The organism is Streptomyces sp. NPDC023481, from assembly GCF_055560195.1.
The window spans coordinates 102,419-115,766 of sequence record NZ_JBVHJE010000008.1 but is presented as its reverse complement, the minus strand read 5'-3'; the positions used below and the strand labels follow the sequence as shown (position 1 = coordinate 115,766).

The 13,348-nt window shown below is 72.4% G+C and carries 11 protein-coding genes and 1 pseudogene; 2 read left to right on the top strand and 10 right to left on the bottom strand.

The features are described from left to right. Positions 1-4: 4 nt before the first annotated feature. The 6 genes and pseudogenes from ACZ3ZD_RS17910 to ACZ3ZD_RS17885 all read right to left on the bottom strand — a co-directional run bounded on the left by ACZ3ZD_RS17910 (position 5) and on the right by ACZ3ZD_RS17885 (position 6,212). Entirely contained in the window at positions 5-679 is a 675-nt protein-coding gene (locus tag ACZ3ZD_RS17910) for an LAETG motif-containing sortase-dependent surface protein (protein WP_467398076.1), read from the bottom strand. Positions 680-904: 225 nt separating this feature from the next. After that, positions 905-1,312 carry a VOC family protein gene (locus tag ACZ3ZD_RS17905; protein WP_467398074.1) on the bottom strand — a complete coding sequence of 136 codons (408 nt, stop codon included), beginning with the start codon at positions 1,310-1,312 and terminating at the stop codon, positions 905-907. Positions 1,313-2,701: 1,389 nt separating this feature from the next. After that, positions 2,702-3,412: pseudogene (locus ACZ3ZD_RS17900) on the bottom strand (hypothetical protein); the annotation flags it as partial. Then, positions 3,394-4,134: an ABC transporter ATP-binding protein gene (locus ACZ3ZD_RS17895; RefSeq protein WP_467398071.1), complete on the bottom strand. Its 741-nt coding sequence runs from the start codon at positions 4,132-4,134 to the stop codon at positions 3,394-3,396. The gene ACZ3ZD_RS17895 and the pseudogene ACZ3ZD_RS17900, both read right to left, overlap by 19 nt. Before the next feature lie 189 nt (positions 4,135-4,323). Next, positions 4,324-5,688 carry an aspartate aminotransferase family protein gene (locus ACZ3ZD_RS17890; RefSeq protein ID WP_467398069.1) on the bottom strand — a complete coding sequence of 455 codons (1,365 nt, stop codon included), beginning with the start codon at positions 5,686-5,688 and terminating at the stop codon, positions 4,324-4,326. Positions 5,689-5,690: 2 nt separating this feature from the next. Next, a complete protein-coding gene (locus ACZ3ZD_RS17885; RefSeq protein ID WP_467398067.1) occupies positions 5,691-6,212 on the bottom strand; it encodes an Lrp/AsnC family transcriptional regulator in 522 nt (173 codons plus the stop codon). Between the two features lie 171 nt (positions 6,213-6,383). Here ACZ3ZD_RS17885 and ACZ3ZD_RS17880 point away from each other — a divergent pair, with 171 nt between their 5' ends. Further along, positions 6,384-7,823: a gamma-aminobutyraldehyde dehydrogenase gene (locus ACZ3ZD_RS17880; protein ID WP_467398064.1), complete on the top strand. Its 1,440-nt coding sequence runs from the start codon at positions 6,384-6,386 to the stop codon at positions 7,821-7,823. A 184-nt stretch (positions 7,824-8,007) separates the two neighbouring features. Next, positions 8,008-9,198 (top strand): ABC transporter substrate-binding protein, encoded by a 1,191-nt coding sequence (locus ACZ3ZD_RS17875; RefSeq protein ID WP_467398062.1) that lies wholly within the window; start codon positions 8,008-8,010, stop codon positions 9,196-9,198. Positions 9,199-9,201: 3 nt separating this feature from the next. On the opposite strand, the gene ACZ3ZD_RS17870 is transcribed toward ACZ3ZD_RS17875, so the two are convergent. Genes ACZ3ZD_RS17870 through ACZ3ZD_RS17855 form a run of 4 tightly spaced genes read right to left on the bottom strand, consistent with a single transcriptional unit; the run spans position 9,202 to position 13,332 of the window. Then, the gene (locus ACZ3ZD_RS17870) at positions 9,202-10,071 is read right to left on the bottom strand and encodes a carbohydrate ABC transporter permease (protein ID WP_467398060.1); all 870 of its coding nucleotides are present in this window, start codon (positions 10,069-10,071) and stop codon (positions 9,202-9,204) included. Beyond that, complete coding sequence (locus tag ACZ3ZD_RS17865) at positions 10,068-11,030, bottom strand: carbohydrate ABC transporter permease (protein WP_467398058.1); 963 nt, start codon at positions 11,028-11,030, stop codon at positions 10,068-10,070. The genes ACZ3ZD_RS17870 and ACZ3ZD_RS17865 overlap by 4 nt, the downstream gene beginning before the upstream one ends. After that, the gene (locus ACZ3ZD_RS17860; RefSeq protein ID WP_467398055.1) at positions 11,024-12,358 is read right to left on the bottom strand and encodes an ABC transporter substrate-binding protein; all 1,335 of its coding nucleotides are present in this window, start codon (positions 12,356-12,358) and stop codon (positions 11,024-11,026) included. The genes ACZ3ZD_RS17865 and ACZ3ZD_RS17860 overlap by 7 nt, the downstream gene beginning before the upstream one ends. Further along, entirely contained in the window at positions 12,355-13,332 is a 978-nt protein-coding gene (locus ACZ3ZD_RS17855; protein WP_467398053.1) for a GNAT family N-acetyltransferase, read from the bottom strand. The genes ACZ3ZD_RS17860 and ACZ3ZD_RS17855 overlap by 4 nt, the downstream gene beginning before the upstream one ends. Positions 13,333-13,348: the final 16 nt, after the last annotated feature.

Below are 13,348 nucleotides of genomic sequence, written 5' to 3'. Positions count from 1 at the left end.
GGGGTCAGCCGTGGCGGCCTGCGCCACGCCGGCGCATGCCGAACCAGACCGCCCCGCCGCCGAGGGCGACCAGGGCCGCCGCTATACCGGCGATCAGACCGGTGTTGGAGTTGGCACCGGTCTCGGCGAGGTTGGAGTCACCGGCCGCCGGGGACGGCGCGTTCCCGGAGGTGCCGGCCGGGGCGGAGCTGGACGCGGAGGCCGACGGGGCCGGAGTCGTCGTCGCGGGCTGCGCCGGGGCGGACTCGGACGGGGACGCGGAGGCGGTCGGCGACGACGCGCTGGACGTCGGCTTCGGGCTCTGGCTCTCCTCGGTCTTGCAGGCGGTGGACGGGGTGACCAGGTTGGGGCTGATGTCCAGGTCGACCTTGCCGGCCTTGATGTGGATCCGGTAGGTGGCGCTCGGCTTCCAGTCCTCGGGGAAGGTGACCTCGACGCCCTTCTTCGAGCCCTTGACCGGCTGCTCGCCGACGTTCGTCTCGACACCGCCGTCGCCCTGGAGGAAGACGCTGACGGTGCCCGGAGTTGCGGAGGCGTCGGTGTCGGTGACGACGATGACACCCTTGGCGCCGTCGCACTTCGCTTCGGCGGAGAAGTCCTTGATGTCGCATGCGAGGGCGGAGCCGGACAGGCCCAGCACCAGCGCCGCCGACCCGGAGGCGACAGCCAGCACGCGCACGGAACGGCGTACGCTACGGCGAGTCTTGGACAACGTTTGTCCTTTTCAGAGAGCAATTGCGGGGGGTGGCGGAGGACTTGCGGCGCCGGATGAGGCGGCGCCCCAGGACCCCCGGGAGGCTCACAGGTTTATAAGTGCCTCGTAAGCAGTGTCAACGCGTCCGCCGTCAACAGCAGTTGACTTTGCCTTCTTATTAACCACCCCGACGTTTGACCGCCCTCCGCGTCAGCCCTGGGCGGCCGCCGGGTCCATCCACATGATCTCCCAGGAGTGGCCGTCGAGGTCGTCGAAGGACCGGCCGTACATGAAGCCGTGGTCCTGGGCCGGGCCGCTCGACGTGCCGCCCGCCGCGATCGCCCTCTCGACCAGTTCGTCCACCTTCTCGCGGCTCTCGGCGCTCAGGCAGAGCAGCACCTCGCTGGTCGTCGTCGCGTCGGCGATCTCCTTCTTGGTGAAGCTCGCGTAGAAGGGCTTCGTCAGGAGCATCGCCACGATGGTGTCGCTGATGACCACCGACGCCGCGTTCTCGTTGCTGAACCGGGGGTTGAGCGAGAAGCCGAGTTCGGTGAAGAACCTCTTCGAGGCGTCGAGGTCGGTCACGGCCAGGTTCACGAAGATCATCTGCTGGTACATGCGGGCTCTCCCGTCCGGGTGGTGTGCGTGGTGCGTGGTGTTCGGGGGTAGACCGGCGGCCCGCGCCGAACTCATCGGCACTCGCACGGGTTTTCGCGGGTTTTTTCGTCAGCGGCTCAGGGGCAGGGCCGACAGCGCGGCGATCACCAGGGTGAGCGGGCCGAACACGGCCAGCAGGGCGGCCGCGCGCAGGACGGCGGCCCCGCGCAGCATCGCGGCGGGGGCGCCGAGGCGGAGCAGCGCGGCCGTGGTGTCGGCGCGGCACTGGCGGGCCTCCACGGCGGCGGTGAGCAGGGTGGCGAGCGTGGAGCCGGCGACGACGAGCGCGCCGAGGGCGGAGAGCGGGCCGAAGGCGGGGGCCGGGCCGCCGCGCAGGGCGGTCAGGGCGTAGCCGGCGGACGCCACCGCGCAGACCACGCCGAGGGGACGGCCGATCCGGGCGGCCTCCGTCATCAGGACCCGCCCCGAGAGCAGCCGCAGCGCCCCCGGGCGGCTGCACTGCAGAAGCCGGCCGCACAGGTGGGTCAGGCCGGGGGAGGCCAGCACGATCCCGGCGGCGGTGAGCAGCCAGCCGAGGAGTACGGCGAGGGAGGGCGCGGGCACGGGCGCGGAACGCCCGGTGTAGGCATGCACGGCCAGCCCGCCGGCGACGAGCGCGACCCCCCACGGCAGGTCGGCGGGGGTCGCGAAAGCGGGCGCGTCCACGACGTCCGGGGCGGAGGTCTCGGTGCCCGCTCCGGTGCCTGGGGCGGAGGTCTCGGTGCCGGCCGGGTTGTCCGGGGTGGTGGGCTCGGTGTTGGTCGCGTTGCCCGCGGCGGTGCGCTCGGTGCTGGTCGCGTTGCCCGGGGTGGAAGTCTCGGCGCCGGACGCCCCGATGCCGCCGTCCCCGTCGACCCGGCCCCACGCCCGGCTCCGCGCCCGCACGGGCAACCCCATCGCCGGGACGGCACGACCGCGCGCGGGGTGCGGGTCGCCTGCGGCTGGTGCGTCGCTGGGGGGTTGCGGTTCCTGCGCGACCGGTGCGCCGTTGGCGGGATGTGGGCCGCCCGTCGCCTGTGCGTCGCTCGCGAGACGCGGATCGCCAGCCGCCCGCGCGCCGCCCGTGGGGTGCGGGTCGGCCTGGGCCACGGCGTCGCTCGCGGACTGCGGGTCGCGCAGGGGCCGTGCGCCGCCCCCGGGAGAGGGATCGCCCGCGTCCAGCGAGCCGCCCGCACCGGCGCTCCCGCTCGGCGAGCCACCCGCACTCGTGGCCACTCCGCCACCGCCACCGCCACCGGCACCCGCGTCCAGCGAGCCACCCGCACCGGCGCTCCCGCTCGGCGAGCCACCCGCACCCGTGGCCACTCCGCCACCGCCACCCGCGTCCAGCGAGCCGCCCGCGCCCCCTCCACCACCCGCACCGGCGCTCCCGCTCGGCGAGCCACCCGGGCGCCCGGCCGGCCCGCGCCCGACACCCGTACCCGCACCGAGCGGGCCGTCCGAGCCCGCGCCCGCGCCCCGTGAGCCACCCCCGCCCCCCGGCCCGCGGCCGAAGCGTGTCCCGAATACTCCCTGCGCCCCGGACGGCTGCCGGGTCGTGGGGTGCTTGGGGTCCTTCGGGCGGAGGTTCAGGGCCACCGTGACCGTGGCCGTGGTGGGGAGGAGGGCGAGCAGGGTCAGGGTGGCCGGGACGGGCAGGGGGCGGTCGGCGGCCAGGGAGCCTGCTGCCGCGCCGTCGAACGGCAGGCCCGTGAGGTCGCCGCGCAGGTGCAGGAAGACCAGCAGGGCGAGCATCGAGCCCAGGGCGGTGGACAGGGCCGTCGTCAGGGCGGAGAAGGCCATGAGGCGGGCCGGGCCCAGGCCCACCGCGGACAGCCCGGGGCGCGGCCGGGTGCCGGGATCGGTGCGGGCCACCGCGACCGCGAGGTACACCGTCGCGGCGAGCGGCAGCACGCACCAGGCCAGCCGCAGCGCGGCGGCGTCCGCGGCCTCGGGGCGGTGGAGGGCGTGGCCGAGGCAGCACAGCAGGAGGAAGCCGGTGCCCGCCGAGGCCCCGGCCACCAGCAGGCGGCGCAGTTGGACGGCGGGCCGGCCGGCGCGGGTCAGACGGAGAGCGAGCACGCGGCCCGGCCTTCCGTGTCGGGGCTGTCCGGCAGGTGCACGGTGTGCACGCGCCGCCCGTCCAGCAGGTGCACCGTGCGGTCGGCGAGGGCGGCGGTGTCGGGGTCGTGCGTGGCGAGGACGACCGTGATGCCGTGCGAGCGGGCCGCCGCGGTGAGCGTGCGCAGGACGTGCGCGCGGTCCGCGCGGTGCAGCGGGGCGGTGGGCTCGTCGGCGAACAGCACCGAGGGCCCCGGGGCGAGCGCCCGGGCGATGGCCACCCGCTGGCGTTCGGCGTGCTGGAGCGCGTGCGGGCGGCTGCGGGCCCGGTCGCCGACGTCCAGGCGCTCCAGCCACTCCAGCGCGGCCACCTTGGCCCGGCGGCGGCCGACGCCGCGCAGCATCAGCGGGAGCGCGGCGTTCTCCCAGACGTTCAGCTCGGGGATCAGGACCGGTTCGGGGTCGATCCAGCCGAAGCGGTCCCGGCGCAGCCGCTCGCGGGCCGCCGGGCCGAGCGTGTGCACGGGGGAGCTGTTGAACCAGACCTCGCCGGAGCGCACCGGCACCAGCCCGGACAGGCAGCGCAGCAGCGTGGTCTTGCCGCTGCCGCGCGGGCCGCCGACGGCGAGGATCTCGCCGTCCCGTACACCGAGCGAGATCCCGGTGAGCCCGGGGGAGCCGTCGCGGTGCGTGAAGTGCAGGGAGCGTGCCCAGAGCACGTCGTTGTCCGGCGGGGCCTCCATGGCGTACACCTCGGTTCTGATCCGTTTTCCCTGGGTCCGTTCCCCCGTCCGGGGGAACGAGAGCTGGGCCGATCGGTCACTGGAACGCTAGGCAGCCGCCCGGGGGAGGCCGGACAGCACACGGCCCCGGGCCGCCGTTCTCACTCGAACGGAGGGCGCCGGGGCCGGGTGGGTCATCCCGTCGGATGGTCAGAGCTTCGTCCACGCCTCCGTGAGGGTGGCCCGCAGGATCTGCTCGATCTCGTCGAAGGTCTCCTGGTTGGAGATCAGCGGCGGGGCGAGCTGGATCACCGGGTCGCCGCGGTCGTCGGCACGGCAGTACAGGCCGTTGTCGAACAGCGCCTTGGAGAGGAAGCCGTACAGGACGCGCTCGGTCTCCTCGTCGTTGAAGGACTCCTTGGTGCTCTTGTCCTTCACCAGCTCGATGCCGTAGAAGAAGCCGTTGCCGCGGACGTCGCCGACGATCGGCAGGTCGTGCAGCTTCTGCAGGGTCGACAGGAACGCGCCCTCGTTGTCCAGGACGTGCTGGGTGAGGTTCTCCCGCTCGAACAGGTCGAGGTTGGCGAGGCCCACCGCGGCCGACACGGGGTGGCCGCCGAAGGTGTAGCCGTGCAGGAAGGTGTTGTCGCCCTTGTAGAACGGCTCGGCGATCCGGTCGGAGACGATGCACGCGCCGATCGGGGAGTAGCCCGAGGTCATGCCCTTGGCGCAGGTGATCATGTCCGGGACGTAGCCGAACTTGTCGCAGGCGAACATCGTGCCGAGGCGGCCGAAGGCGCAGATGACCTCGTCCGACACGAGCAGGACGTCGTACTGGTCGCAGATCTCGCGCACCCGCTGGAAGTAGCCGGGGGGCGGCGGGAAGCAGCCGCCGGCGTTCTGCACCGGCTCCAGGAAGACCGCGGCGACGGTCTCCGGGCCCTCGAAGAGGATCTGCTGCTCGATCTGGTCGGCTGCCCAGCGGCCGAAGGCCTCCGGGTCGTCGCCGTGGATCGGGGCGCGGTAGATGTTGGTGTTCGGGACCTTGTGCGCGCCCGGCACCAGCGGCTCGAAGGGGGCCTTGAGCGCCGGCAGGCCGGTGATCGACAGGGCGCCCTGCGGGGTGCCGTGGTAGGCGACCGCGCGGGAGATGACCTTGTACTTGGTCGGCTTGCCCTGGAGCTTGAAGTACTGCTTGGCGAGCTTCCAGGCGGTCTCCACGGCCTCGCCGCCGCCGGTGGTGAAGAAGACCTTGTTCAGGTCGCCCGGGGCGTGGTCGGCGAGCCGCTCGGCCAGCTCGACGGCCTTCGGGTGGGCGTAGGACCACACCGGGAAGAAGGCCAGCTCCTGGGCCTGCTTGAAGGCGGTCTCGGCGAGTTCCGTGCGGCCGTGACCGGCCTGGACCACGAACAGACCCGCGAGACCGTCCAGGTAGCGCTTGCCCTTGTCGTCGTAGATGTAGGTGCCCTCGCCCCGGACGATGGTCGGGACGGGGGAGTGCTCGTACGAGGACATGCGGGTGAAGTGCATCCACAGGTGGTCGTACGCGGTCTTGCTGAGGTCCTTCTGGCTCACGGTTATCGGGTTCCCCACATGTAGGTCTGCTTCTTCAGCTTCAGGTAGACGAAGCTTTCGGTGGAGCGCACTCCGGGCAGCGCGCGGATGCGTTTGTTGATGACGTCCAGCAGGTGGTCGTCGTCCTCGCAGACGATCTCGGCGAGGATGTCGAACGAGCCCGCGGTCATCACCACGTACTCGACCTCCGACATGTCGGTCAGCGCGTCCGCGATCGACTCGACATCGCCCTCGACGTTGATCCCGACCATCGCCTGCCGGCGGAAGCCCACGGTGAGCGGGTCCGTGACGGCGACGATCTGCATCACGCCCTGGTCCAGCAGCTTCTGCACGCGCTGGCGCACGGCCGCCTCGGACAGGCCGACGGCCTTGCCGATCGCGGCGTAGGGCCGGCGGCCGTCCTCCTGGAGCTGCTGGATGATGGCGAGGGAGACGGCGTCCAGTTGGGGACTGCCGCCGTTCCTGGACTCGCGGGAGGAGTCCCTCTGGTCTGCGCTTCGACTGGCCACGGCCACACTGTGCACGACGTCTCGACAGTTTCGCAAGGCCTGATCGATGAAATTCGTTGTTTACGAGACCTGACCGTGCGGATTTCGCAGAACTGGCGGCGATGGGGGTGTTGAAAACGTGGGTACGGCGACTAGGGTGGGTGTCTCACCGATTGGACAGCAAAGAACCAGATCAGGAGGCCGGCAGTGAGCACCGAGCTGCGTCGTCTGCGCAACTACATCGACGGTGAGTTCCGGGACGCCGCCGACGGACGGACCACCGAGGTGGTCAACCCCGCGACGGGCGAGGCGTACGCGACCGCGCCGCTGTCCGGGCAGGCGGACGTGGACGCCGCGATGGAGGCCGCCGCCCGCGCCTTCCCGGGCTGGCGCGACACCACGCCGGCCGAGCGGCAGAAGGCCCTCCTGAAGATCGCGGACGCCTTCGAGGAGCGAGCCGAGGAGCTGATCGCGGCGGAGGTGGAGAACACCGGCAAGCCGGTCGGGCTCACCCGCTCCGAGGAGATCCCGCCGATGGTCGACCAGATCCGCTTCTTCGCGGGCGCGGCCCGGCTGCTGGAGGGCCGCTCGGCCGGCGAGTACATGGACGGGATGACCTCGATCATCCGCCGCGAGCCGGTCGGCGTCTGTGCCCAGGTCGCCCCGTGGAACTACCCGATGATGATGGCCGTGTGGAAGTTCGCCCCGGCCATCGCCGCGGGCAACACGGTCGTCCTGAAGCCGTCGGACACCACCCCGGCCTCGACCGTCCTCATCGCCGACATCGTCGGCTCGATCCTGCCCAAGGGCGTCTTCAACGTCCTGTGCGGCGACCGTGACACCGGCCGCCTGATGGTCGAGCACGAGATCCCGGCGATGGCCTCCATCACCGGCTCGGTCCGGGCCGGCATCTCGGTCGCCGAGTCCGCCTCCAAGGACATCAAGCGCGTCCACCTGGAGTTGGGCGGCAAGGCCCCGGTCGTGGTCTTCGAGGACACCGACATCGCCAAGGCCGTCGAGGACATCTCGGTGGCGGGCTTCTTCAACGCCGGCCAGGACTGTACGGCCGCGACCCGCGTCCTCGTCCAGGAGTCCATCCACGACGAGTTCGTGGCCGCGCTCGCCAAGGCCGCAGCCGAGACGAAGACCGGGCAGCCGGACGACGAGGACGTCCTCTTCGGCCCGCTGAACAACCCCAACCAGCTCAAGCAGGTCTCCGGCTTCATCGACCGCCTGCCCGCCCACGCCAAGGTCGAGGCGGGCGGCCACCAGGTCGGCGACAAGGGCTACTTCTACGCCCCGACCGTCGTCTCCGGCCTCAAGCAGGACGACGAGATCGTCCAGAACGAGGTCTTCGGCCCGGTCATCACCGTCCAGTCCTTCTCCGACGAGGACCAGGCCGTCCAGTGGGCCAACGGCGTCGAGTACGCCCTGGCGTCCTCGGTGTGGACCAAGGACCACTCCCGCGCGATGCGCATGTCCAAGAAGCTCGACTTCGGCTGCGTGTGGATCAACACCCACATCCCGCTGGTCGCCGAGATGCCCCACGGCGGCTTCAAGAAGTCCGGCTACGGCAAGGACCTGTCGGCGTACGGCTTCGAGGACTACACGCGGATCAAGCACGTGATGACGTCCCTGGACGGCTGACCGCCCGTACCCGGCCCGGCTGGGGCGCGTGGGGACCGGTCACCCGGTTCCCCACGCCCCCTCCGGGCCGGCTGGTCGCCCGGCCGCCCTCCGGGCGGCAGGTCGACAAGGTGTCGGGCCGGCCCGTACGCGCTCGACGCAGCGTCGATTGTCGCCGCACGCGACGGGACGGCACACTTCCCGGGTGCCCCAGACATCCTCCCGGACGACGCTGTCCCGCCGTTCCCTCCTCGCCGCCCTCGGCGGCACCGCCGCGCTCGGTGCCCTGGCCGGCTGCGGGGTGCCCGCCGCCTATGTGGCGCCCGGCGACCGGGCCGTCGCCGACCGGTCCGCCGACGACAAGAAGCTGACCTGGGCGAACTGGCCGCTGTACATCGACACCGACGACGCCGATCCCAACCGGCGGCCCACGCTGGAGGCCTTCGAGAAGCGCACCGGCATCTCCGTCGACTACGTCGAGGAGATCAACGACAACGACGAGTTCTTCGGGAAGATCAGCCCCGCGCTGATGAACCACCAGTCCACCGGCCGCGACCTCATCGTCATCAGCGACTGGATGTGCGCCCGGTACGTCCGCCTGGGCTGGGTGCAGGAGATGGACCGTGCCCGCCAGCCGAACGTGGCCCGGCACCTCGACCCGCTGCTGCGCTCGCCCGCCTTCGACAAGGGCCGCCGCTTCACCGTGCCGTGGCAGTCCGGCATCACCGGCATCGCCTACAACCGCCGCAAGCTCGGCCGCGAGATACGCGCCGTCGCCGACCTGTGGGCACCGGACCTCAAGGGCCGGGTGACCCTGCTGGCCGGCTTGGACGAGGCGTTCGCGCTGCTCATGCAGGGCAACGGCGTGGACATCACCCGCTGGACCCCGGACGACTTCCACCGGATCTGCGAGCAGGTGGAGCGCGAGGTGCGCCGCGGCCAGATCCGCCGCTTCACCGGCAACGACTACACCAAGGACCTCGTCAGCGGGGACGTCCTGGCCTGCCAGGCGTACTCGGGCGACGTCATCCAGCTCCAGGCCGACAACCCCGACATCCGCTTCGTCGTCCCCGAGGAGGGCGCCGAACTGTGGTCGGACTCCCTGATGATCCCGAACCGGGCCGCCCACAAGGCCAACGCCGAGCGCCTGATCGACTTCTACTACGACCCCGCGATCGCCGCCGAGCTGGCCGCCTGGGTCACCTACGTCTGCCCGGTGCCGGCCGCCCGCGAGGTCCTGGCCGCGGCCGGGGACAGGGACACCGCGGCCCTCGCCGACAACCCGCTGATCTTCCCCGACGGCTCCCTGCGCGAACGCCTCGCCGTCGCCCGGGACATCAGGTCCACGGAACGCGTGGAGTTCGCCCGGCGCTGGAACCGGATCGTGGGGCTGTGACCCTCACTTGAGGCCGCTCAGCATGACCCCCCGGATGTAGTGCTTCTGCAGCAGCAGGAAGAGCAGCAGCACCGGCAGGATGCTCAGCACGAGGCCGGCCATGACGACGGGCATGGTGCGGGCCGGGTCGACGTGGTCCTGCAGGAGCTGGATGCCGACCGGCAGCGTCATCACGTCCGGGTTAGCGGTCGAGACGAGCAGCGCCCAGATGTACTCGTTCCAGGCGTCGACGAAGGTCAGCAGGCCGAGCGTCACCACGACCGGCTTGGTCTGCGGGACCACGATCCGCCACCACAGGGCGAACTCCCCGGCCCCGTCGATCCGCGCGGCCTCCAGGACCTCGTCCGGGATCGCCACCATGAACTGGCGCATCAGGAAGATCCCGAACCCGTTGACGAGGAACGGCACGACGAGCGCCACGACGCTGACGGTCAGCCCCGCGCCGCCGCGCCCGAGCAGGTCGTTGCCGCCCGCCAGCGGCCAGTGCACCAGGATCAGGAAGCGCGGGACGAAGAAGAGGAACGGCGGGAACATCATCGTGGCCAGGACCAGCCGGAAGACCAGCTCCCGGCCCGGGAAGCGGAGTTTGGCCAGCGCGTAGCCCGCCAGCGACGACGTCAGCAGGACCGAGCCGGTGATCACGGCGGTGGCGACCACGCTGTTGCGGAAGAGCACCGGCAGGTCCAGCTGGTCGACGGCCGCCCGGTAGTTGGACAGGTCGAACGCCTTCGGCAGGAACCGGTACGGCAGCGTGCCGGCCTCACCGGGCCCCTTGAAGGACGTCATCACCATGTCGAGGAACGGCACCACGGTGAGCACCGCGCCGGCCACGACCACCAGGTACGACAGCCACGGGAAACGGCGGCGCGTCATACGTCCTCCCCTTTGCGCCGGAAGATCCACAACTGGGCCAGGGTGACCGCGAGGACCACCAGGAACAGCACGAAGGCGGCGGCGCTCGCGGCGCCCCAGTCGCCGTAGGAGAAGGCCTGCCGGTACATCTCCAGCGCGGCCACGTCGGTCGCGTCGCCCGGGCCGCCCCTGGTCATCACGATGATCAGCGCGAACGACTGGAGGCCGGTCAGGAACTGGGTGACGCACACGAACAGCAGGGACGGCCGCAGCAGCGGCAGGGTGATCCGGAGGAAGACGGTGACGGGCCCGGCCCCGTCGAGCGCGGCGGCCTCGTGGTACGACCCGGGTACGGCCTTCAGCCCGGCGGTCAGGACGAGGATCGCCGAGCCCAGCGAGGCCCACGCCTGGACGACCACGACCGAGGGCAGCGCGGTGCCGGGGTCCGCGAGGAACGCCACCGAGCCCGCGCCGAGCGCGTTCAGGACGCCGTTGACCAGGCCGCCCGGCTCGTACATGTACTTCCACACGTTGCCGACGGCGACGACGGTCGTCACGATCGGCAGGAAGTACAGCGTGCGCCACAGCCCCTGGAACCGCAGCCGCTCGATGCAGGTGGCCACGAGCAGGGAGCCGGCGAGCGCGAGCGCCACGGTACCGAGGGCGAACAGCAGCGTGTTGGTGAGGACCGGCACCAGGAACGTCGATCCGGCCGAGAACAGGGCCGCGAAGTTGTCCGGGCCGACCGGCTCGATGCCGCCGAGGTCGAAACCGGTCCAGCGGGACATCGACAGCAGCAGCGCGAAGCCGAGCGGCAGGACCAGGAAGACCGCGAAGAACAGCAGGGCCGGTGCCAGGAAGAGGTAGGCGACGACGCTCTGGCGGCGCCCGCGCCGGGCGCGGCCGCCGGTGCCGGGGGCCGCGGGCCGCGCGTCCTGCCCGGTCCGTCCGGTCGGCTCCGGCGCCAGGATGTTCACCACGAGCGCGACACCTCCTGGTCGACCTGGCGGCTGATGGTGCGCAGGGCCTGGTCGACCGACTGCTGACCGGTCCACATCGCCTCGATGTTCGTGCGCAGCACCGACTTGGCCTGCTGCGCGCCCGGCACGTTCGGCTCCGGCACCGCGTACCCGAGCGCGTCCAGGAACGGGCGCAGATTCGGGTCCCGGCCGGTGCCGCCCGCACCCAGCAGGGCCCGCATGTCGTCGGCGCGGCCGGTGAGCGAGCCGACCGACACCTGCAGGGCGCTCATCCGGGTCGCCGTCACACCGTTCACCGTCACCTTCCCGGTGTTCAGCCAGCGCAGGAACTCCCAGGCCTCGCGCGGGTGCCGGCTGGCCGTGTTGACCCCGAGCATGAAACCGGTGCAGAGCGTGGCGGGCCGGTCGCCGGCCCGGGGGACCGGCACCGGCGCGACCCCGACGTCCCGGTAGGCCCGGCCCATCAGCGTCCTCAGGCTGCCCGACCACCAGCCGGCACTGATCACCATGGCGACCTGCCCGGACGCGAACGCCCGGTAGACGTTGACGCCGGGATCGCTCGCCCCCTCGGCCACCAGGCGGTGCTCCAGACCGAACACGGCCCGGCCGGCCGGCGAGTCGATGGCGGTGCCCCGGCCGTCCTCGGAGACGAACGTCCCGCCGGCCGCGTTGAGCAGGGCGAGGGTCTGCCCGACGGTGGTGGAGTCGTCGTACGTCGACAGCCCGAACCCCTGGACCAGCGTGTTGCCGTACCGGTCCCGGCGGGTGGTGCGGTACGCGGTGTCCTCCAGTTCCCGCCAGGTGCGCGGCGGGCCGTCGACGCCGGCCGCGCGCAGCAGCCGCTTGTTGTAGTACAGGGCGTACGTCTGCACCTCCGTCGGATAGCCGTAGACCCGGCCGCCCACCGAGACCGCGCCGACCGCCGCCGGGCCGTAGCCGCGCCGGATCTCCGCGGCGGCCCCGGGCGGTGCGGGCCGCAGGACGCCGGCCCGCACCAGCTGGCCGTTCCACAGGCAGTACGGGTGGAGGATGTCGGCGCCCTGCCCGGCGGCCTGCCGGACCATGAACGTGGTCAGCAGGTCGGAGAACTCGACGGCGACCGGCTCCACCCTGACCCGGTCGTGCGTGGCGTTCCACTCGTCGACCGGGCCCCGCAGCGCCTCCTTCAGCTCCCCGCTCGCGTAGTGGGAGAGCAGGGTGAGGACGATCGGATCCCCGGGCCGCCCGGTGCCCCGGTGCGGTGCGGCGCACCCGGCGGCGAGCAGCGCGGAGGGCAGCGCCAGCGCGAGGTGACGACGGCTCAGGCCGCCGCCGTGGGACGGTCTCATCGGGCGGCCTCCCGGCGCAGCACGCGGAACACCCGGGTCGTACGGAAACCGGCCGCGCGGTACAGGTGGGCCGCGGGGGAGCGCTCGCCGGTCCACAGGAACCACGCGGAGTGCGCGCCGCGCGCCCGCATCCGCTCCAGGACCAGGTGCAGCAGCACCTTGCCGAGCCCGGTGCCGCGCATCTCCTCCAGCACGCCGAACGGGCCGAACCGCTCGTCCGCCGACTCGTACGCGCCGTGCATCGCCCATCCGGCCAGCCGGCCCGAGGGGTCCCGGACGACCACGATCCGGTCGAGCGGCGTCCCCGCGGCCAGGCACGTCCGGATCGCCCGCGCCCAGTCGGCGCCGAAGTGGCCCCCGGCGAGCGCGACGAGGTCCACGAGGTCGTCGTCGGTGGGGGTGGCGAACCGGTGGCCGCTCGCCGTCAGCTCCGCCAGGCGGCGCGCCGCGTCGTCGGGGAGGCGGTAGCCGACCAGGGAGCGGTCCATCGCCGCCGCCTCGTACAGCGTGCGGAAACCCAGCGAGGCGAGGAGCCCGGCCGCCTCCGGGTACGCCTCGGCGTCCAGGCCGGGCAGGACGTAGTGCGGGGTGTACGAGGAGAAGTCCACCCGGGTGCGGCCGTGGCCGTGCAGCCAGTCGAGGGCCTCGGTCAGCAGCCGGCGGCCGAGTCCGCGCCCGCGGGCGGCCGGGTCCACGAAGAAGAACGGGATCCAGCCCTGCTCCGGCTCCAGGTCGGTGCCGGCCATCGGGGTCAGCCGGCGTACCGCGTAGGCGGCGCCGACGACTCGGTCCCCGTCGACGGCGACCCGCAGCCCCTCCGGGTCGAAGTTGGCGTCGAGCAGCACCAGGGAGCGGAAGCGGTCCGCGGTGACGGGGTCGGCCGGCGCGCTCCGGCGCCACGCCTCCACCAGCCGCGGGCCGTCGCCCACGCGGAAGCCACGGATCCCGGCCCGGGATGTCGTGCGAGCGGTCATCGACGGGGTGTCCTTC